This window comes from Klebsiella sp. X13 (assembly GCF_003323835.1).
Classification (GTDB): domain Bacteria; phylum Pseudomonadota; class Gammaproteobacteria; order Enterobacterales; family Enterobacteriaceae; genus Klebsiella; species Klebsiella ornithinolytica.
Genome location: NZ_CP030874.1, coordinates 3859551 through 3880700, shown reverse-complemented (window position 1 = coordinate 3880700; position 21150 = coordinate 3859551). Strand labels below are relative to the sequence as shown.

Below are 21150 nucleotides of genomic sequence, written 5' to 3'. Positions count from 1 at the left end.
TATCCGGCAAAAGGAGCTCAAGGTGAGTGAGACTGAATTACCGCGCCCCGACTACAGCCGCAATATGCGGCTGATTGGGCATAGCGATCAGGGAGGACGCCCGGACGGCGTCCAGCTCATGGTGCACCGTGGCTTTGCGTATATCGGTCATATGGTATCGCAGGGCTTTTCGGTGGTCGACGTTCGCGATCCGGCGCGTCCGAAAGCGGTAAACTACATCGCCGCGCCGCCGGGGACCTGGAACGTGCATTTGCAGGCGCATGATGATCTGCTGCTGGTCATCAATGCCCGCGATCTGTTTGCCGACGCTCGCTTTGCCGACGAGAAAGTTTACTACACCCGTTCGGTGGGCGAGACGGTCAGCGATGTGCAGGATAAGGGCTGGAGCGCCGGGCTGCGGGTGTTCGATATTTCGCATCCGGAGCATCCGCGCGAGATAGGTTTTTTGTCGCTCAGCGGTATCGGCATTCATCGAATCTGGTACGTTGGCGGTCGTTGGGCCTACGTTTCTGCGCTGATCGACGGTTTTAGCGATTATATCTTCCTGACCATCGATCTGGCGGATCCGCGCAAACCGGAAGTGGCCGGACGCTGGTGGTTGCCGGGGATGAACCTGGCGGCAGGGGAGACGGCGGACTGGCCACAGGGCAAGCGCTACGCGTTGCATCACGCCATTATCGCCGGGGATACCGCCTACGGTAGCTGGCGCGACGGTGGCCTGACGCTGCTCGACGTGAAGGACAGAACACAGCCGACGCTGATTAGCCATCGCAACTGGAGCCCGCCGTTTGGCGGCGGAACCCATACGGCGCTGCCGCTGCCGGACAGGGATCTGCTGGTGGTGCTGGATGAAGCGGTGCTTGATAACCAGCAGGATGGGGAGAAGCTGATCTGGCTGTTTGATATCCGCGAACCGACAAACCCGGTGAGTATCGCCACGTTCCCGCCGCCGGATGAAGCCGACTACGTGGCAAAAGGGGCGCACTTTGGTCCGCATAATCTGCATGAGAATCGCCCCGGTAGTTTCATTAGCTCAACGCTGATTTTTGCCACTTACCAGAATGCGGGCGTTCGCGCTTACGATATCTCCAACCCTTATCGTCCGGTGGAGACCGGGGCGCTGGTACCGGCCGCACCGGCGAAAATGATGGATACCCGTCCGGGTCGCCCGCAGGTCATTCAGTCCTGCGATGTGTTTGTTGATGCGCAGGGAATTATCTACAGCACGGATTACAACGGCGGGTTGTCGGTGATTGAGTATCTCGGGTAGTTTTTTGCCGGGTGGCGCTGCGCTTACCCGGCCTACAAAACCCCGGACGAGATGTCGGATAAGGCGTCAGGCGCGTAGGCTGGAGAAGGCGTCAGGACCCTATGCCGGGAAGATGTCAAAGAGCCGTAGGCCGGGTAAGGCGTCAGCCGCCACCCGGCATACAGACTGCGCTTAGCTGTACTGGCGCACCCGTGCCACCAGCTCTTCGACGCTGTCGATACGGTCGGCAATCACAATCAGCGCTTTACCCAGGGTGATTGCGTGGCGCAGGCACTCGTGGCGCATGGCCTCATCCTGAATCGTCTCTATATCGGCGACGTGGGACAGGCCGACGCTGCGGCGAATCAGCTCGGTGCCGCAGAAGCCAATCGCGTCGTTCCATACTTTTTTCAGGAACGCGGAGGCATAGCCGGGCCAGGCCAGCGCCGCATCGCGCGTTTTCTCCGCTGCCAGAGAGTGGAAGCGTTCGGCAAAAGTATTCCACAGCGTCTGAATATCGTGCAGACGCTGTTCGCGAGCCGCGGCGGCATCGCGAATGCCCAGATGCCCCGGCAGGCCGCAGTAGTTCAGCAGCAGGTTGCCGATGGCGGTACCGATATCAAAACCTATCGGGCCGAAATAGCCGAACTCCGCATCGATGGCTTTAAAACTGTCCTCGGCAACAAAAATGGAGCCGCTGTGAATATCGCCGTGTAGCAATGCTTCGGTATGCGAGAAGAAGCGATGTTTCAGCGACGCGACTGCCAGCCTGAGCGACGCGTCGTCACGCAGGGCGGCCACTTCAGCTTCCAGTTCGGCCGGGTAGTTATTGCGTTCGTGAACCTGGTACGGGTCGTTGAAAAACAGGTCTTCGGTGATTTCGCACATCTCCGGATTGATAAACCGGGCGACCTGAGCCTTTTTCTCATGCGGATGGAGGTAGAAATCACTGGTATGAAACAGCGCCTGGGCCAGATATTCCCCCAGCTGGCTGGCGGCCTGCGGATAGTAAACATTGTTAATCAGCTCGCCGCGCCAGATACGGTGATCGGAGAGATCTTCCATCACCATCACCGCCAGTTCGGGGTCGAAGTGGTGGATTTTCACCGTGTGCTGCGGGGCGTGCTGGTAGTGTGCCACCAGGGTTTGCGCCTCGAGACGAGCGCGGTCGAGGGTCAGCGGCCAGGATTCACCGACGCAGCGAACGTAGGGCAGCGCCTGCTTCACGACAACGCGGCTCACGCCGTGGGTATCATAAATCTTAAAGACCAGGTTGAGGTTACCGTCCCCCACTTCCTGCGCGGACACCAGCTCCGACGGGTCATCGATGCCGCCAAATTGTTGTGCGTATGCCACGGCATCGCCGGGGGTGAAGGTATGGTATTGCGACATTGCCTCGATCCTCAAAAGTTCTGATTAAGCCGTTCAGACGTCTATACTTCTGGATTTCATCCTGACACAATGTGATACAACAACGCAACAGGGATTTAACGATATGCAGACACTACAGACCACCAGCCTGCGGGTAAGCGAAAATCAGCTTTTTATTCTTGATCAGCAGGCATTGCCGCAGGAAAAACGCTGGCTGGCGGCGGATAACGTTTCGTTGCTGGTGGACCATATTCACGCCCTGCGGGTTCGCGGGGCGCCGCTAATCGGCCTGTCGGCCAGCCTGCTGCTGGCGCTTCTGGCCCGGCGCGGCCTCAGCCGGGATGAACTGGCCCAGGCACTGGAAACGCTGCGGGCCGCGCGCCCGACGGCGGTAAACCTGATGAATAATCTCGATCGCATGAAGCTGGCGCTGGCGGAAGAGAATCATGCCCAGGCACTGGAAGAGGAAGCGCTGCGCCTGATCGCAGAAGATAAACAGCTATGCGCCAGCATCGCCGAGGCGGGCAGCGCACTGGTGACGCCGGGCAGCCGCCTGCTGACGCATTGTAATACCGGCGGCCTGGCAACGGCGGGCGTAGGGACGGCGCTGGGGGTGATTGCGCTGGCCCATCAGCGCGGGCTGGTGGAAAATGTCTGGGTCGACGAGACGCGACCGCTGCTGCAGGGCGGTCGGCTGACCGCCTGGGAGCTGGGTGAACTGGGGGTGCCTTACCGGCTGATTACCGATTCGATGGCCGCCAGCCTGATGGCCAAAGGAGAGGTTGACGCCGTATGGGTCGGGGCTGACCGGATCGCCGCTAACGGCGATGTGGCGAATAAGATCGGCACCTATTCCCTGGCGGTACTGGCGAAGTATCACGGTATCCCGTTCTACGTGGCGGCACCGCAAACCACCCTCGATCGCCACTGTCCGAACGGCGAGGCGATTCCGATTGAGCAGCGGGCGCCAGCGGAAGTGACCGGCGTCGCCGGCAGCTTTGGCGCGGTGCAGTGGGCGCCGAAAGATGCCGCCGTTTACAATCCGGCATTTGACGTCACCCCCGCGGCATTAATTAGCGGCTGGGTGCTGGATAGCGGCGTGGTCACCCCGGAACAGGTGGCGGCCGGGGCGTTTGCAGCGGAAAAAGCCTGAGTTAAAGCGCAGTGATTCCCATCGCTTCCTGTCAGGCTATATGAGTAACGCGCCTCTTTAAAATACCCGGCGGCGGCTGACGCCTTACCGGGCTTACGGGGCGGGATCAGATCGGCTTTTGTCGGTCAGGAAAGGCGTCAGCCGCCGCCTGACAAGCGTGCGGGCACGATCGCCCAATCACGGCAGAACCATATCGACCGCCGGAGCCGCGTGCGGATCGATATGCCGGCCGAGCGTTGTCAGCGCCGCCTGGTAAGGGCACAGGGTTCCGACTTCGGTCGTCTGGCAGCCCGCTTGACGCCACTCCTGGCGCAGCAGCGGATGCTGGCTGTCCGGGATTTGCAGACGACGTAAATCGTCCAGACTTTGCGCCTGGAAGTAGACGCGCAGATAGCGTTTACCGCTATGGGTATCGCGCCAGCGTTCCAGAACCAGGCTGCTGCCCGGCGGGATATTGCCCCGGCTGTACCCCGGCAACTGCCAGCTAAAATCCATTAACGTACGCACCATGGCGATATTGGTGTCGTGCGCCACCAGCAGCAGCCAGCGCACGTCCGGCGTGGCGCCTTCTTTGACCCCCTCCAGCATGGCGTTGAGCAGAATCGAACCGCGTTTTTGCGCGGTATAAAACACATCGTTGCTCAGATCGTAGTTCTCCGTCAGCAGCGGCAGCAGGGCGGTGATCTGGCTGGAGCGGGTGATGTTACCCCACGCCAGCTGGCTGAGAGGCAGATTTTCGCTCCAGCCCAGGCGTAGCGTCTCAACCATATTGGCCATCACGCTCAGTCCACTAATCGACGTTTTGCCGCTTTTGCTCTGCTCGACCTGCCACGGCTGGTCGAACGCCGGACAAGGTTTGTCCGGCACGCAGACCGCATTTTTCAGCAGCTGAATCACCGGAGCCAGCGCCTGCCGACGCTGTGCCAGATCGCCGGCTTTTTCTTTCACTGCCGCCAGTTGGCGGGCGGGATCGGTTTGCGTGGCGGCAAACTTATCGGTCTGAAACAGCGGATCGGCGTCGCCGCTGACGTAATGAATGGCTACGCCGCAGCCGGGAAAGGCGCCGTCCACCAGCGCCTGGGCGGTGGCCCGCGTGCGCTGCAGGGGGCTGGCGCGAACGTAAATTTCGCCGTTCGCCGGGCAGCCCGCCGTCAGCAGGCCCAGCTGGCGAAAGCGCACGCCCTCTTCGCGCCCTTTATTGACCACCGCGGCATAGCCATGGCCGGTCAGCTCGCCGTCGTGGGTGGTCCACTGGGGCCACGAACGCTGGGTCGCGGCATCGATGGCTTCCCGGTTGCCCGGCGTCGGCGGGCGAATGCCGTGGCGGCTGAGTTCAACCACTTTTTCCAGCTCAAACTGCGCGGCGGCATGCCCCGGTGCGATCAGCAGCGGCAGGGCGCAGGCAAACAACAAGCGTAGTAAAACCTGATGTCGTACAGGCATCATAAAATATTCCTTATAGATTAAATGGTTACGACGAGAATGAGGTCTGGCGTTCTATCGCGTGTCGTCTGGCGACAATCGCCGCGGTGGTAAAACAGAATAGCGCGGACATCAGGCCGGCGCCTACCCAAAACAGCGACAGCGTACTGAAGTCGTACAGCGTTTTGCCATTTTCGATAATCGATGTTTTATCGATGATGATGCCGGTGAGAAACTCGCCGAGTCCCGCACCCGCGTAGCTGGCGATACCGATGGTGCCGAGCGCTGCCCCCGCGGCTTTGCGCGACGAAATATCGACCGCAATCAGTCCGCCAAGGAAGCAGGTCAATGCGCCAATGGTGGCGCCGAAGATAATCATCGCCAGAATGTCGGTGTAGTAGCCGTGCGGCGACCAGAGCATCAGCGCAAAGCCTCCGGTGTTGAGCAGGCTGATAAACCCGGCCATCACGCTGCGGTTACGCGGGAAGAGGCGGTCGGAGAGCACGCCGGCGATAATGGTGCCGGCAATACCCGCGATGGCGTTAACCCCGATAATTCCGGAGGCTTCAAGGGTAGAGTAGGCTTTATCCTGCTCGAGAAAGAAGATCCCCCACGAGTTCACCGCGTAGCGATCGATATACATAAACGCCGAGGCCATTGCCAGCGTCCACAGGGCCGGATTGCGCAGCGCCAGCAGCTGGTTTTTAAACACCGAGCCGCGGACTTCCGCCTCTTCCTGCGGTTCGTCGCGAATCACGTTGATTGACGGGAAGCCGCAGCTTTGCGGTGAGTCGCGCATAAACAGCAGCAACAGCGCCACCCCGACGGCGCCGAGCGCTGCCGTGGACAAATAGCCCATTTGCCAGCCAAAACCCGCAATGACGGCGGCGATCACCATGTAGGTCAGCGCTTCGCCGATGTTGTGGGCGGTTGACCAGATACCATAAAAGGTGCCGCGCTCTTTATAACCGTACCAGCGGGCCAGCGATACCGCACAGGGACCGACCCCCATCGATTGCGCCCAGCCGTTGATCCCCCAGAAAACCGCCAGCAGCAGGGCATTGCTGGTCATCCCCATCATCAGGTTCATCCCGGCGCTCAGCAGCAGGCCGAGACTCATATAGCGAACCACATTGGCATGATCGGCAACGAAACCATTAACCAGTTTGCCGATGGCGTAGCTGAAAAACAGCGCCGAGCCGATCATGCCCAGCTCGGTAGGAGAAATACCCAGCTCGACGAGCGCGCTTTTGGCGACGGTAAATGACAGCCGACAGACGTAAAAGGTCACGTAGGCGACGGTCATGGCTAAAAATGTTTGCCAGCGTACGCGGCGAAAGCGTTGTTCATCGAACTGCGCGCCTGCTTTGGGCGGCGAAGCGCGAAAAAATGCGATAATTCTTCCAGACATAATGGTATCTCCGAAGGTCGGAGGCCTGACTGATTAGCGTGGTTCGTCCGTGAGGTTTATCCCCGTCATACTTCAAGTTGCCTGTGCGTTGGCTGCGGTCTACTCGACCCATTCATGGGCCTCGCCCTTACGGGCAGCCGCTACACGGCGTTCAAATCTGTTCCAGACAGATTTGTCGTTCACCCCGCTCACTTGCCGCGTTACCCGGCCTCGCCCCTTCGGGGCCAGCGCAAGCGCTGTTCACGGCAAAAGTGCCTTGTCCTGCAACTCGAATTATTGAGGGCATATTGTCTTTGTGTAGAGTACATAATCAGATAAAGCCTGACCCGATACGGGTTAAGGTAATGGGTGATAAAGCATGTTTTTTAATTGTGGATAGAGCGTCTTGCTGGCCAGCAGCAGCGGGTTGCCATGACGAATCCCATCCTCCGCCAGATAGTCATTGCTCAGGCCGCCGGCTTCGCGCATCAGCACCAGCCCCGGCAGCCCGTCCCACGGGTTCATGTGCGGTTCGTAGTAACCGATGAGCCGGCCAGCCGCTGCCCAGGCACTCATCAGCGCTCCGGAGCCGTTGCGGATAAACATGCCGCCGTCGCTAAGCAGCGCATTGAGAAAGGGCAGAAAAACCGCTGGCGTCACGCGGTGCGAAGTCCCGACGCCCATCACCCCCTCTTTGACCGTCGTCGCCGGATGCGGAGCGATGGGCGCATCGTTGAGCCATGCGCCCTGGCCTTTCAGGGCGTGGAACAGCTCGCGATGGTTGGGGTCGTACACCACGCCGATAACCGGTTCGCCATCGGCGACGATGGCCATCGACAGGCACCAGGTGTGCAGACCGTTAAGAAAACAGCTGGTGCCGTCGATAGGGTCGACAACCCACAGCACGCGGGCGTCAGGCATCTGCGTTCCGCTCTCCTCGCCGAGAAAACCATCCTGCGGAAAGGCGCTGATAATGCGCTGCTTAACAAACGCCTCGACCCGCTTATCGGCGACGCTGACCACGTCCTGCAGGTCGTCGCCTTTATGATCCACCGCCAGTCGGTCGCGCTGCTGATAGTATTCGAATGCCAGTTCAGCACCGGCTTGCGCCAGCTCGCAGGCCAGGCGATAGCGGGCCTGCAGCGCATCTGATTCCAGGGATTTCATGCTTATTCTCCATTTTGCACACGTGTGCATTGTGTGTGAAAAAAACAGCCCCGAAGGGCGAAGTGAGTGTGGATGGATTAAAAATAATATTCTGTGATCGTTCTGGCATAAAATGATTTTTTCATTTCGCGCTATGACGAACAATTAGTTTCACTGGCACTTCGCGATGACGTGACGGCAGGTTGAATTTAGCGATCCTCGTGACCAGGAGATCCACCGCATGGTGGGCGAGCAGAGCGGTATTCTGCTGCACGGTGGTCAGCTGGTAGGGCTGCCAGTCCGCCTGCGGGATATCATCGAATCCGATAATGGCAGGTAGCGAGGCGGCAGGATTGTCCGCCCGCAGACCGTCCAGCGCGCCGAGCGCCAGCATATCGGTGGCGCAGAACAGCGCCTGCAGCTGCGGATGCGCGGCGAGCAGCTGCCTGGCGGCGCTAAAGCCCGCCTGATAACCGCTGCTTTCGCAGAAGTGCGCGGCAACGTCGATGCCTTGCGCATGGGCAATGAACGCGTCGTAGCGCTGCCGGGTGCTGAAGTTATCCAGACTTTCACCGATAAACCCGGCCTGTCGCCACTGGCGCTGAACAAACAGGTCGGCCACCAGCTTCGCCCCCTGCGCGTTGTCGCTGCATACGCGATCGCAGCCGGCCAGATCGGCGTGGCGGTTGATCAGCGTCACCGGGATTTTTCGCTCCAGATACTCCTCCGCCAGCGATAGCGGCGGCGCTCCGGAGGTGATAATGACGCCCGCGACGTGATAGCTCAGCAGCTGCTTGAGCGACGGGGCGAGCTGCTGCGGATCGTCGGCGTTCATCAGCAGCGGCATAAACCCGTTGAGCGCCAGCTGGTGGACCAGCGGCGACAGCAGCTTGCTGCGGAACGGGTTATCAAACCCGGCGGTGACGATGCCGATAAAGTTGCTGCTGCCGGTATTCATCGCGCGGGCGATGATATTGACCTGATAGCCCAGCGTTTCCGCCGCGGCGAGGACCTTCTGCCGGGTTTTTTCCGCCACCGATGCGCCGGGCGTAAAGGTGCGGGATACCGCGGAACGGGAGACCCCAGCGAGCCGGGCAACATCCTCAGCCTTAATCCATTTTTTTTCGCTCATAGTGTCAGGGTACGGGTTGTTCTTAGTAAGCCCATGCCGACGCGGGAGCCCATGGTCGGCACAAAAAAGTAGTAAGAAGGTATCACATAAATCCCTGCGCGAGCAGCGGGTTGACGCGGGATGCGTACCGCGTCAACGTTGCGCTTAGGCCGGGTAGTGAATCTGTTCCGCCTGGCGCTGCATAATGATCTTGCCGTGACGAATGGAGGTCAGCACTTTGGCCTGACGGCGCACCGCGTCATAGTCGTTATGCGCATCAAGGATCAGCAGGTTTGCCGGGCGGCCTTCGGCGATACCGTAGTTGTCGCCGAGGCACAGCGTACGGGCGCTGTTGTCGGTAATGAGATCGAGACAGCGCTGCAAATCTTCATAGCCCAGCATATGGCAGATGTGCAGCCCGGCGTCGAGAATGCGCATGATGTTGCCGTTGCCCAGCGGGTACCACGGATCCTGAATGGAGTCCTGAGCAAAGCAGACGTTAATCCCGGCGCGGTCCAGCTCCGCCACCCGCGTCACGCCGCGGCGTTTCGGCCAGCTGTCGAAGCGCCCCTGCAGGTGAATGCTTTCGGTCGGGCAGGAGATAAAGTTGATGCCCGAGGCCTTGAGCAGACGGAACAGTTTCGAGCAGTAGGCGTTATCGTAGGAACCCATCGCGCAGGTATGGCTGGCGGTGACCTGCGCGCCCATGCCGCGCACCCGGGCCTCTTCCGCCAGCACTTCGAGGAAACGCGACTGCGGGTCGTCGGTTTCATCGCAGTGTACGTCCACCAGGCAGCCGTGGCGCTGGGCCAGGTCCATTAAAAAGCTCAGGGAGCTGACGCCCTTATCGCGGGTGTTTTCGTAGTGCGGAATGCCGCCCACTACGTCGGCGCCCATTTCGATGGCGCGGGTCATCAGCTCGCGCCCGCCGGGGAAGGACTCAATGCCCTCCTGCGGAAAGGCGACGATCTGCAGGTCGATAAGATGGGCGGCCTCTTTTTTCACCTCCAGCATCGCTTCAAGCGCGGTCAGGGAGGGGTCGGTGACATCGATGTGGGTGCGCACGTGCTGTACGCCGTTATCGCGCAGCATACCGATCGTTTTCAGCGCCCGCTGGCGCGTATCTTCTACCGTGACGCTCTCTTTACGCTGGCTCCAGCGGGCGATACCCTCGAACAGCGTACCGCTCATATTCCACTCCGGCTCGCCCGCCGTCAGGGTAGCATCCAGGTGGATATGCGGCTCGACGAACGGCGGGATAACCAGCTTTTGCTGCGCGTCGATATCGCTGGTTTCAGCCGCCTGCGCGGCGGCCTGCGGAGTGATGCTGTTAATCAGACCGTCCTGTAATTCAAGGGTATAGAGCGCTTCTTGATGGCGCAGACGCGCGTTGATGATTTTCATGGTTGTTCCCGTAAATGGTTTTGCGACATACGCCAGATCGCCAGGGCGACCGAAGCGTTGAGATGAAATTGCGGATGGCTGACCGGATTGCGGGTCAGCTTTTCAATACGTTGAATACGCTGATGCAGCGTGTTGCGGTGAATGCCCAGTCGCTCGGCGGCCCTGACCACGTTACCGCTCTCCTGAAGCAGCGTTTCCAGCGTCTCCATCAGCAGCCACGGACTTTTACGATCGGGCTCGATCAGGCAGCCGAGGGTGTCGTGCATAAAATCGCTCAGCAGGGTGGGGTCGCTGACGGCGGAGAGCAGCTTGATAAAGCCCAGCTGCTGGTAATCGCTGATACGCTGGGCCGGACGCAGGCTATCGCTGAGGTCCAGCGCCTGACGCGCCTGCGACAGCGCCCGCTGATAGCCCTGCAGCTGCTGCACCGGCGCCGAAAGACCGCACAGCAGCGACAGCCCGTCATCGCCTTCCGCCAGCGCATACAGCCACGCCTGGAGCCACTTTTTGTGCTGATAAAACTCGCCTTCTTCATCCGGGAGCAGGAAAAGAAACATATTGCTGCGTTCGACCAGGGGAAAGGGGTTGCCCTGCTGATTGAGCTGCTGCTGCAGGCGCTGGCGCACGGTGCGGCGGGCCTGCTGGAGCCAGGCTTCGGCCTGTTCCGGCGGAAGCTGGCGAAACAGGCGCGGGATCCCTTCCAGGCGCAGGGCCGCCACTCGCAGCGGGCGGGTAAAATCCAGCTGCTGGTGGAGCGCGCGTTGATGCAGGATTTGCAGATCGGGATAGTCGCCGGTTAACAGCTGCAGCAGAATATCGCGCTGCGACTGCAGCGCGTTTTCGCTGCGCACCAGCGCGGTACCGATGCGTTCGGTGACGATCACCATTTTGAGCAGATAGGGCTGTTCGATGAGCGGAATGCCCAGCTCGTCCGCCAGCGCGATCAATCGCGGCGGGATCGTCTGAATATATTGGTCCCCGGTGAGGATCACCATGCCGGCGATCCCGCGCTGCTTGCCCTCCATCAGCAGATGGATCAGGTTGTCTTCATCGCGGGGATGGTTGATCCCGGTGATAAACACCAGCTCTCCGCCCATGACCCATTCGGCGATATTTTCATTTTCCGCGACGTAGTACCAGCGCACCGCCAGCTGGAGCCCCTGCTGCCCCGCGCGCAGCCGCATCGCCGAGAGTCCCTCGAGAGCGAGGATTTCGCTGACCGTCAGGCTCATAACTCCTGCTCCGCGACCGAATCAGCGGCGGGCTGACGTTTGCTCAGACGAGTCAGCGCGATATAGACCAGCGCGGAAACGGTAATGCCAACCAGCGGGGCGATCCACGGCGACAGGTAAGCCACCACCGCGCCCACGGCGTAGGCGCTCAGCCCCAGCCAGTTAAAGCGCGGTAAGCGGGCGGTGTGCAGCCGCGGATAGCGGCCGCCGCGATAAAACCAGTAGTCGGCGAGGATAACGCCACCGATGGGCGGAATGATGCTGCCCAGCAGCACCAGGAAAGGAATCAGCATTTCATACATCCCGCCAATGGCCAGCAGAATGCCAACGCCGGCGGCGACCACGGTCAGGGTGCGGCGGCGCTCGCTGCGCAGCAGGTGGCAGGCGGCCGCCGAGACGTTATAAATCGTCGGCCCCTGAATGGTCAGTAGGTTGAGGCACAGCATCACCACCGCGGCGACCGACAGCCCCTGCAAAATCAGCACTTCCACAATATCGGCCTGCTGGTAGACGATGGCGCACCAGGCGCCGGCCACAATCATCAGCCCGTTACCGATCAGGAAACTGCTCATACTGGCGAGGATAGCGGTGCGGCTGGAGTTGGCCAGCCGCGTCCAGTTGGTCGCCTGGGTGGCGCCGCTGGCGAAGGTGCCGAAGACCATGGTGATCGCCGCCGACCAGGTCATGGTCTCGCCCGGGGCGATTTTGGTCATTGCCTGCCAGCCGCCGGCGTGGTGGGCGGCCAGGTACATCGAGACCACCAGCAGAATGAACATCAGCGGCACCGACACGCGCGACAGCGCATCCAGCCCTTTGTAGCCCACCAGCGCGGTGACGCAGAACAGGATACCGAACAGGATCATCAGCGGGATGGTCATGGCGGCGGGCAGGGCGAGGATTTTGACCAGCGAGATGGCGACCGTCGCGGTACCCCAGGCGTACCAGCCCAGTTCGGCGAAGCCGAGAATAAAATCGGCGAGCTTGCTGCCGATTTCCCCGAAACAAAAACGGCCCATCAGTACGGTATTCAGCCCGCTGCGTGCGGCAATCCAGCCGAGGGAAGCGGCATACAGAGCCAGCAGAAAGTTACCGATCGCCGCAATCCACAGGAGATTGACGATCGAAAAAGAGACGCCAAGTTTGCCGCCGGCGAACATCGTGCCGGTAAAAAAGGTAAAGCTGAACAGAACCATGGAGATCGAAAACAGGCCCTTACGCCCGGAGGCGGGCGCTTCGACGAGCGGAAAATCATTGCTGTTTGACATTGTGGAACCTCTGAGTGGCTATCCGAATGGCGATGGCAGAGAGGTAGCAAGAGATATGCCAACAAAATCAAGGCATGGGTGACACAATGCGATGGGCAGTGTGCACATAAAAAGTCGTTTATCAGCCGATGTTTGCCAGAATAGTGTGCACGGTGCAAAGTTTTGCCCCGCGATGGGGCAGCGGCCGGCGGATTACCCAGGCTGGCGCTGAGATTTAGCGATTGTGCTCGCATTTCTGTTGGCTGGGGGCTGGCGTTACCGGGCAGTTTCCGCGACGCGGACGCGATCAACGATCGGACAGGGAGCGGCGGCGCTGGGTTGTTATGCCGGCAATCCCGCACCTGACGATCTTGTCGGGCATCACCGTCTCTACACATTTTGCGCCCGATTTTTGCGGACCCATCGCACTTCTTTCCTGCAGAACGATCCCCCGTCTTTTTGACCACCGGTAGTTGGTAATAGGGGCTTCATGAAAACGTTCGGTTATATCATTGTTAAAAGCAGTAATTTCATATGCATTTCTGATATAACCATTATCAATGTAAGCCTTTCCTGAAATATTGTTCACTTAAGCTGGCGGTGTTAGTATCGGGTAAATAGCCATTTAGACGGCTAAAGAACCTTTCTCCAGGCTATTTTATTGGCCATTTTGGACCTGGGCAGGCTCACCCTCTCACGTACCCGGTGTACGTTCCGGGTGTGCCGCGCTGTCGGTGTCGAGACTGCCTGCAACACCTGCCGTAAAGGTTCTCAAATTAACATCGCTAAACTAAGGAACTGCTATGTGGCAAGAAAGACTCGCGCAACTGGTCACCACCTGTCATTGGATCGGCGCGAAAGGCTGGGCGCCGGCGACCGGCGGCAATATGTCGGTGCGTCAGGATGAGACCTGGTGCTGGCTTAGCGAGTCGGGACGCGATAAAGGCAGCCTGACGACGGAGGATTTCCTCCAGGTCGAGATCGCCAGCAATAAAGCGCCTTCCGGGCGTAAACCTTCTGCTGAAACCGGTCTGCATACCCTGGTGTATCGCCTGTTCCCTGAGGCTAACGTCGTGCTGCACGTCCATACCGTCAACGCGACGGTGCTGTCGCGCATCGAGAAGAGCGGGACGCTGGCGCTGCAGGGCTATGAAATGCAGAAAACCCTGACCGGTCAGCACAGTCATCTCGATACCGTCCCGGTGGCGATTTTCGATAACGACCAGGATATCGACGCCCTGGCGGCGCGCATTGAAGATTATGCGCAGACCAATCCGCTGCGCTATGGCTTCCTGCTGCGCGGCCACGGCCTGACCTGCTGGGGCAAAGATATTAATGAGGCCCGCCGTCAGCTGGAAGGACTGGAGTTTCTGTTCGAGTGCGAGCTGATGCGTCGCCGCTACGAGCGCGACTAAATTTCACTCCACTAACGGGTCAGGCATGGATTTTTATCTCGGAATCGATATCGGCACCTCGCGCGTTAAAGCGGTGCTGTTTGATGAGCATTTTCAGGCACGGGCCAGCGCGGCGGAGAATACCGGCCCGCGCCTGTCGGCGAACGGTCATGCCGAGCAGGATATGGCGCAGCTGTGGCAGTCGGTGTTGACCATTTTGCAACAGATTGCCCGACAGCCGGAACTGAAGGCCGGACGTCTGCGGGCGATCGGCTTTGCCGGGCAGGGCGAAGGCGTCTGGCTGAGCGATGCCGAGGGCGAACCGGTGGGCCCGGGGATCCTGTGGAGCGACACCCGCAGCCGCGAGCTGATGAGCGAGCTGTTACGCCGTCCGGGTTTCGACCGGCGCTTTTTCTCTGACACCGGCACTCACCTGCAGCCGTGCAATACCAGCATGCAGTTGAGCTGGCTCCGGCATTATCAACCGGAGCGGCTGGCGCAGGCGCACTATCTGTTTTTCGCCAAAGACTGGGTGCGTTTTCGCTTAACCGGGGTGGCGGCGCTGGATGTTACCGACGCCAGCACTTCGCTGCTCAATCAGCACAGCGGCGAACTGTCGGCGGTTGTGCTTAATGAAATGGGGCTGGCCGATCTGCAGCATCTGTTCCCGCCGCGGCTGGCCCCCGATGCGCCGGCCGGCACGCTGCGCGATGAGGTCGCCGCCCTCACCGGACTCCCCGCCGCCACGCCGGTGGCCGCCGGCGCGCTCGACGTTTGCAGCGCCGCGCTGGGCTGCGGAGCGGTCAACGATGGCGATATCTACACCATTCTCGGCACCACCTGCTGTACCGGGATTGTCTGCCACGGTCGTCAGGCGGTGAATGAGGGGACTCGCTATGTCACCCACACCGAGTCGGGGAGCTTTATCAATCTCTTCCCGATGCAGGCCGGTACGCCGAATATTGACTGGCTGCAACAGCATATTTCCCTGACGGCGGACCTCCAGCTGCTGGAGCAGTCTATCGCCGATGTCGAACCGGGCAGCGGCGGCGTCTTCTGGCAGCCCTACCTCAACGGCGAACGCGCGCCGTTTTTCAGCCCCGATGCGCGGGCCGGCTATTTTGGCATCAGCCAGCATACCACCCGCGCGGAACTGCAGCGGGCGGTGTTTGAAGGGCTGGCTTACGCCATCGTTGACTCGCTGCAGGGCTATCCGCAGGGGGGCGAACTGTACCTGACCGGCGGCGGCGCGGCCTCGGCAACCTGGCTGCAAATCATTGCCGACTGTACCGGGCGCACGGTGGTCTCCAGTACCTTTAATGAACTCAGCGCGCGCGGGGCGGCGATTCTGGCCGCCCGCAGCGTCGGCGCGCTGGCGCACTATCCCCGGCTGGAGCAGACCCGCTATCAGCCCGATCCGCAGGCCCACGCCCGCTACGCTGCCCTGTACCCGGTTTACCGGCTGCTGCGCGAGCAGATGCTGCCGGTCTGGCAGGCCCGACAGGATGCTCTTCACCGTCTTTCTCAGGAACAACATTCATGAAAATCGTTTTTACCGCCGAACATTCCGGCGATCTCGCAGCCTTTCAGCAACTCGGCGAGCTGCTGGTGGAAGGCTGGGCGTTGGGCAAACCGAAACTGAGCGCGGGCCAGCTGATTGAGCTGGCCCATGATGCCGAGGTTCTGATCACCAGCTATGACGATGTGACGGAAGAGGTGATTGCCGCCTGCCCGCGACTGCAGGTCATCGCCTGCACCCGCGCCAATCCGGTGAACATTGATATCAAAGCCGCTCAGGGCCGTGGTATCCGCGTGCTCTATACGCCGGGGCGCAATGCGGACGCCGCGGCGGAGCTGACCATTGGGCTGATGTTGAGCCTGGCGCGGCATATTCCGCAGTCCCATGCGGCGCTGAAACGCGGTGAGTTTACCCGCGCCGAGAACGCCACGCAGGCCACGCAGAGCGGACTGCGCCGCGATGTAGTGTGGGACGTGAGCCCGGAGAGTCCCTATGAAGTATTTAAAGGCAGCGAGCTGCGCAACAAAACCCTGGGGTTGATTGGCTATGGCAATATCGGTCGCCGGGTGGCGCGTATTGCGCGGGCGTTTGGCATGGCGGTGCTGGTAGTGGATCCGTTTGTCGCCGCCGAAGAGATCAACGAGCCGGGTCTACAGAAAACAACGCTTGAGGGACTGTTCCGCGCGGCGGATATCGTGAGCTTACATCTGAGCAGCGGCCCGCACAGCGATGGTCTGGTGAACGCGGCGTTGTTGAATAGCATGAAGCCCGGCGCGTTGTTGATTAACACCTCGCGGGCGGCGGTGGTGGATGAAGAGGCGTTGATTCACGCGCTGCGTCATGGCCCGCTCGGCGGCGCGGCGCTGGATGTCTATCACCGTGAACCGCTGTGGCGCGACCATCCGTTTATCACTGAGTTTGCTAACGTGATCATCACGCCGCATATTGCCGGGGCGACGCGGGAGAGCATCGCTAAGCATACGGCGATGATTGCCGCCGACCTCCAGCGCTATGTCGCTGGCGAGCCGCTGCTCTATCAGTGGCGCTAAGCCGCGGGCCGGAGATTATCCGGCCCGGTTGGCCGCCATAAAAGCCAGGGTATGATCCCAGTCGACCACTCCGGCGTCTGAGCCTAACCCGGTCGCCACCAGCGCGGCGACCGCGGAGGCGACTTCACAGGCCTCTTTCACGCTCATCCCGCGGGCCAGCGCGGCAATAAAGCCGCCGCAGTAGCTGTCGCCGCAGCCGGTAGTATCAACGGCATCGACCCGGTACGGTGCGATATGTTCGACGCCACCGTCGCCGCTCAGCAGCCACGAGCCGTTTTCGCCATCCTTCAGAATGCAGGTCCCGACTCCCAGATCGAAGAAGAAACGGGCGATGTCGGCGGGGTCGGTGCGCCCGCTGAGGTCGCTTGCCTCTTCCAGCGAAGGCATAAAATAGTCCACTGACGGCAGCAGCGGGCGCAACAGATCCAGAGTCTGCTCGTTGGGGGCGATCAAATCAAAGCTGGTGGTGACGCCGCGGGCCTTTGCCTCTTGCAGCAGCAGGGCGCTTTGCCCGCGATCCATCGCCGCCAGCAGGCCGCTGCCGCCGTGGTGCAGGAAGCGGCAGTTGAGAATCGCGTCAAATTGTTCTTCGCCGATGAAAAGGGCATCGGAAGCGCCCCGGCAGTGCAGCGCCGGGCGCTCGCCGTTGGGACGGATCGGCAGGATCGTCGCCGACGTTTCCTGCTGCGCCGTGCGCTGGATCAGCGAGCAGTCGATCCCCAGCCGCGCATAGCTGGCAAGGATAAAATCGGCTTTTTCATCTTCGCCAAGGCAGGCGACCGCTGCGGTACGAATGCCCAGCTTTGCGGCGTTAATATTGGCTCCGGCGGCGGTACCGGCAGGGTTAAGGCGAATTTGTTCGATAAAGGCCACCCCGCCGCGCGGCGGGATGTCCATCACCGGGCGACCGGCGATATCAAGAATAGTCAGGCCGACAAAGACGGCGTCAAAGGCTGCCATAAATGCTCCACTTAACGATGGGTTTGGCGCAGACGCGCCTGCCAGAAGGAGAGGGCCAGCGCCACCACCAGAATCACGCCAACCAGCGCATCTTTCACCAGGTAGTTGAGCCCCATCAGGTTCAGGCCGTTATCAATAATGGCGAGGAACAGCACGCCGCCGAGGGTACCGGCGATGCTGACCCGACCCAGTCGGTTAAAGGCGGTGCCGATAAATACCGCGGCGATAGCGTCCATCAAATAGGCCTGACCGGCCAGCGGCGTAAACTGGCGCAGGTTGGCGGAAAGAATAACGCCGCCGACGGCGCACAGCGCCGAGGCCGCCACCAGTACCCACAGCAGAGTCAGGCGATCGCGGATCCCGGCGATGCGCGCCGCTTCGCCGTTCTGGCCGATGGCGCGGACATATTTGCCAAACAGCGTGCGTTCGGTTATCAGCCAGGCCGCCAGCCCCAGCGCGAGGACAATCACCACCGGCGTCGGAATGCCGGCGATATTGCCGACCGCCAGGTCATGATACTCAGGAGCCATTCTGCGATAGGAGATAGAGCCGCCGCCGTCGGTATAGATACGTTCGGCGCTACTGGCGATAAACCAGGTGCCGAGGGTGGCGAGGAAGGGACGAATCTGGCAGATAAGGATCAGGAAGGCATTCAGCAGGCCAATCATCACCCCGCCAAGCAGGGCGCAGCCCACCGCCGCCTGCCACGGCAGGTGCCAGGTTTTTAAGGCGACCAGCGCAAAGGCGGCACCGAAATCGAGCGCCACGCCTACCGACAGGTCAATGGCGCCGGCGCTGACGATTAAGGTCATCGCCATCGCCACAATCAGCAGAATGGCGCTTCCCTGGAGTAAATTCGCCCAGTTATCGAGGGTCAGAAAGACCGGATTTGCCCAGCCAAACAGGGCGACCGCCAGCAGGGTAATAATGCCGAACCCGGCCCGCGACAGCCACGCCAGCGGGCTGCTGCCCGACCGGTTGGCTGAGGATTTGAGCGTCAGCTGACTCATCAGCGGCCTCCTTGATGCCTGACCGCCGAGGCCGCCAGGACGATGAGGATCAGGCCACCCTTGATGGCGCCCATCCAGAAGATATTCACCCCCAGCAGGCCAAGGCCGTTGGAGAGCGCGTTGACCAGTACCGCCCCGAGCAGCGCCCCCCAGATGGTGACCACGCGACGCCGCGAGAACGCCGCGCCGATAAAGGTGGCGAGGACAGTTTCCAGCAGTAACGGCGTTGCCGTGCCGCTGGAGCTACCGGAGCCCTGGCTGAGCAGCGGCAAAATCGCCAGCCCGGCGGCGATCCCGGCCAGTAGCCAGACCATAATCGTCAGACGACGGACGTTGAGGCCGCTCATCTGCGCCATATCGCGGTTGCCGCCTACCGCCTGTAAGTGCTGGCCGAAACGGGAGTGATGGAGCAAAAACTGAAACAGCACGAATACCGCCAGCAGATAGATCAGCGGCCAGGGAACCCCGAGCACCGCGTTGTCGCGAAAAGCGACCATGAGCGGGTCGTTGACCGCGATGCGCCGCTGACCGGTCAGCAGATCCGTCAGGCCGGTAAAGGCGACGGAAGTCGACAGCGTCGCCAGCAGCGGCGGCAGGCCGGCGGCGAGCACCAGTATCGCGTTCACCGCTCCGCAGGCGAGGGAGACCGCGATCAGCAGCAGTAACAGCAGCAGATACGGAGTGTTCCATTCGACCATCCCGAGGCTCAGCAGGGCGACGCCGAGCACGGCGATAGCGGGAAGCGAGAGGTCGATACCGCCGGAGACCACGTCATCGCCGCCGACGGCAATCACGCACACCAGGCCGAAGCAGAGGATCGCCAGCGGCACGCTCTGCACCAGCATCATGCTGATATTCTGCCAGCTTAAAAAGAAAGGCGACTGGAGGCTGAGCCAGACCAGCAGTGCAAAAAAGAGAATCAGCGGGAATTTTTCGATAAGCGTCGTTATGCCCGGAAGCGGGCGGCGCTGGATACCTGCACTCATACCTGTTGTTCCTGTCCACCGTTAATCGTCGCCAGCAGCGCGTCGAGCGTCAGCCCCCGGGTCGGAAGATTAGCCACCAGCTCGCCGCGCCACATCACCAGGATGCGGTCGCAAAGGCCCAGCAGCTCCGGCGCATCGCTGGAGGAGACCAGTACCGCGCGTCCGCGATCCGCCAGCTCGCGGGTGCGCTGATAAATATCGCTGCGGGCGCCGATATCGACCCCAAGAGTGGGTTCATCGAGAATAAAGAGCCGTGCGTCGGTACCCAGCCAGCGGGCCAGAATGGCTTTTTGCTGGTTGCCGCCGCTCATAAAACGCACCGGCAGTTCCGGACGACCGGGGCGGATCGAGAGCCGATCGATCCAGCTGCGCGCTTTTTCCAGCGCCCGGCCGCGATGCTCCCAGCCGAAGGTGGCGGTCTGCGGCAGGGAGGCGAGATTAATATTGTCGGCGGTGGAGAAGGGAAGAATCAGCCCCTGATGGCGACGGTCGCGCGGCACCAGCGCCATGCCGGCGCGGGTGGCCTGATACGGCGTACGCAGCCGCTTCGGCTGGCCGTCGATGCTAATCGTGCCGCTGCGGGCGCGGCGCAGCCCGTAAAGCAGATCGACCAGCACGTCGCGGCCGGCGCCCAGCAGACCGGCGACGCCGACGATCTCTCCCGGCTGAATATCAAAGGTAATAGCGTTTAATTGCGCGCCGTCGCTGAGCTGGCGCACCGACAGGACCGGCACGGCGGTATCGACCTGATGAGCGCTGCTCTGACGCGGGGTATAGAGCTGTTCGATATCGCGCCCGACCATCATTTTAATCAGCGCGTCGGTGTTCTGCAGGAGCGCCCGATCGGGGTAGCCGACGACCTCGCCGTTACGCAGTACCGTGCCGCGATCGCACAGGGCGGCGATTTCATTGAGATAGTGAGAAATATAGAGAATCGCGATCCCCTGCTGCCGCAGGCGCAGAATCGCCGAGGAGACCAGGCTGGCTTCCTGCGCTTCCAGCGGTGCGGTAGGCTCATCGAATACCACCAGCTTTGCCGCGCCGTCGATCAGCGCACGGGCTATCTGCACCAGCTTGCGTTCAGCGAGGCTGAGGTCGCGGATCAGGCGGCGAGGATTGATTTCCAGCTGCCAGCTGTCGCGGAAAAACGCCGCGGTGGCGGCATTCATTCGCCGCCGGTCCAGCGCCCCCCAGCGGGTACGGTACTCCTGGCCGAGGAATACCGATTCCGCCACCGTAAAGTGGGGGATCAGATTGAGCTCCTGGTGAATGACGCGGATGCCCAGCGCTTCAATCGCCGCCGGATTACCCAGCGGCAGCGGCGCGCCGTCGAGGGTGGCGTTGCCGCTATCGGCCTGGTAAACGCCCGCGAGGATTTTGATCAGCGTCGATTTTCCGGCGCCGTTCTCGCCGATCAGACCGTGAATTTCGCCGGGATTCAGAAGCAGCGTGACCGCATTTAATGCAGTCACGTTGGCAAAGCTTTTGCTGATCTGGTTCATCGCCAGAC

General features: G+C 61.0%; 18 protein-coding genes. 5 read left to right on the top strand and 13 right to left on the bottom strand.

Annotation, left to right across the window (positions count from 1 at the left end; all coding sequences use genetic code 11):
- Positions 1-64 precede the first annotated feature (64 nt).
- Entirely contained in the window at positions 65-1270 is a 1206-nt protein-coding gene (locus DSD31_RS18490; RefSeq protein WP_044349695.1) for an LVIVD repeat-containing protein, read from the top strand.
- A gap of 171 nt (positions 1271-1441) precedes the next feature.
- On the opposite strand, the gene mtnK is transcribed toward DSD31_RS18490, so the two are convergent.
- Positions 1442-2641, bottom strand: a complete 1200-nt coding sequence (mtnK, locus tag DSD31_RS18485; protein ID WP_004859402.1) for an S-methyl-5-thioribose kinase — start codon at positions 2639-2641, stop codon at positions 1442-1444.
- A 103-nt stretch (positions 2642-2744) separates the two neighbouring features.
- Between mtnK and mtnA the strand changes: the two genes are divergently transcribed.
- Positions 2745-3773 (top strand): S-methyl-5-thioribose-1-phosphate isomerase, encoded by a 1029-nt coding sequence (gene mtnA, locus DSD31_RS18480; RefSeq protein WP_004859407.1) that lies wholly within the window; start codon positions 2745-2747, stop codon positions 3771-3773.
- A 177-nt stretch (positions 3774-3950) separates the two neighbouring features.
- On the opposite strand, the gene DSD31_RS18475 is transcribed toward mtnA, so the two are convergent.
- From DSD31_RS18475 to DSD31_RS26350, 8 genes are all read right to left on the bottom strand, one after another.
- Positions 3951-5219, bottom strand: a complete 1269-nt coding sequence (locus DSD31_RS18475; protein ID WP_113991237.1) for a histidine-type phosphatase — start codon at positions 5217-5219, stop codon at positions 3951-3953.
- Positions 5220-5244: 25 nt separating this feature from the next.
- A complete protein-coding gene (locus tag DSD31_RS18470; protein WP_015584915.1) occupies positions 5245-6606 on the bottom strand; it encodes an MFS transporter in 1362 nt (453 codons plus the stop codon).
- A 336-nt stretch (positions 6607-6942) separates the two neighbouring features.
- Positions 6943-7752, bottom strand: a complete 810-nt coding sequence (locus DSD31_RS18465) for an inositol monophosphatase family protein (protein WP_004859418.1) — start codon at positions 7750-7752, stop codon at positions 6943-6945.
- 121 nt (positions 7753-7873) lie between these two features.
- Complete coding sequence (locus DSD31_RS18460) at positions 7874-8863, bottom strand: LacI family DNA-binding transcriptional regulator (RefSeq protein WP_048024622.1); 990 nt, start codon at positions 8861-8863, stop codon at positions 7874-7876.
- Between the two features lie 144 nt (positions 8864-9007).
- A complete protein-coding gene (gene codA, locus DSD31_RS18455; RefSeq protein WP_004859424.1) occupies positions 9008-10246 on the bottom strand; it encodes a cytosine deaminase in 1239 nt (412 codons plus the stop codon).
- Positions 10243-11478: a PucR family transcriptional regulator gene (locus DSD31_RS18450; RefSeq protein WP_113991236.1), complete on the bottom strand. Its 1236-nt coding sequence runs from the start codon at positions 11476-11478 to the stop codon at positions 10243-10245. Before DSD31_RS18450 ends, codA begins: the two co-directional genes overlap by 4 nt.
- Positions 11475-12743: a cytosine permease gene (gene codB, locus DSD31_RS18445; protein WP_015584911.1), complete on the bottom strand. Its 1269-nt coding sequence runs from the start codon at positions 12741-12743 to the stop codon at positions 11475-11477. The genes DSD31_RS18450 and codB overlap by 4 nt, the downstream gene beginning before the upstream one ends.
- Positions 12744-13029: 286 nt before the next feature.
- Positions 13030-13311, bottom strand: a complete 282-nt coding sequence (locus DSD31_RS26350) for a hypothetical protein (protein WP_123629085.1) — start codon at positions 13309-13311, stop codon at positions 13030-13032.
- Positions 13312-13525: 214 nt separating this feature from the next.
- Between DSD31_RS26350 and DSD31_RS18440 the strand changes: the two genes are divergently transcribed.
- The 3 genes from DSD31_RS18440 to DSD31_RS18430 are packed head-to-tail and all read left to right on the top strand — an operon-like array spanning position 13526 to position 16684.
- Positions 13526-14137, top strand: a complete 612-nt coding sequence (locus DSD31_RS18440) for a methylthioribulose 1-phosphate dehydratase (RefSeq protein WP_004859435.1) — start codon at positions 13526-13528, stop codon at positions 14135-14137.
- 25 nt (positions 14138-14162) lie between these two features.
- Positions 14163-15659, top strand: a complete 1497-nt coding sequence (locus tag DSD31_RS18435) for an FGGY-family carbohydrate kinase (RefSeq protein ID WP_113991235.1) — start codon at positions 14163-14165, stop codon at positions 15657-15659.
- Complete coding sequence (locus DSD31_RS18430) at positions 15656-16684, top strand: 2-hydroxyacid dehydrogenase (RefSeq protein ID WP_048024618.1); 1029 nt, start codon at positions 15656-15658, stop codon at positions 16682-16684. The genes DSD31_RS18435 and DSD31_RS18430 overlap by 4 nt, the downstream gene beginning before the upstream one ends.
- Positions 16685-16699: 15 nt before the next feature.
- On the opposite strand, the gene DSD31_RS18425 is transcribed toward DSD31_RS18430, so the two are convergent.
- The 4 genes from DSD31_RS18425 to DSD31_RS18410 are packed head-to-tail and all read right to left on the bottom strand — an operon-like array spanning position 16700 to position 21142.
- On the bottom strand, positions 16700-17644 hold the full coding sequence (locus DSD31_RS18425; RefSeq protein WP_113991234.1) for a carbohydrate kinase family protein: 945 nt from the start codon (positions 17642-17644) through the stop codon (positions 16700-16702).
- A gap of 11 nt (positions 17645-17655) precedes the next feature.
- Positions 17656-18654: an ABC transporter permease gene (locus DSD31_RS18420; protein ID WP_004859447.1), complete on the bottom strand. Its 999-nt coding sequence runs from the start codon at positions 18652-18654 to the stop codon at positions 17656-17658.
- Positions 18654-19640: an ABC transporter permease gene (locus tag DSD31_RS18415; protein ID WP_004859449.1), complete on the bottom strand. Its 987-nt coding sequence runs from the start codon at positions 19638-19640 to the stop codon at positions 18654-18656. Before DSD31_RS18415 ends, DSD31_RS18420 begins: the two co-directional genes overlap by 1 nt.
- Positions 19637-21142 carry a sugar ABC transporter ATP-binding protein gene (locus tag DSD31_RS18410; RefSeq protein ID WP_155075374.1) on the bottom strand — a complete coding sequence of 502 codons (1506 nt, stop codon included), beginning with the start codon at positions 21140-21142 and terminating at the stop codon, positions 19637-19639. The genes DSD31_RS18415 and DSD31_RS18410 overlap by 4 nt, the downstream gene beginning before the upstream one ends.
- Positions 21143-21150: the final 8 nt, after the last annotated feature.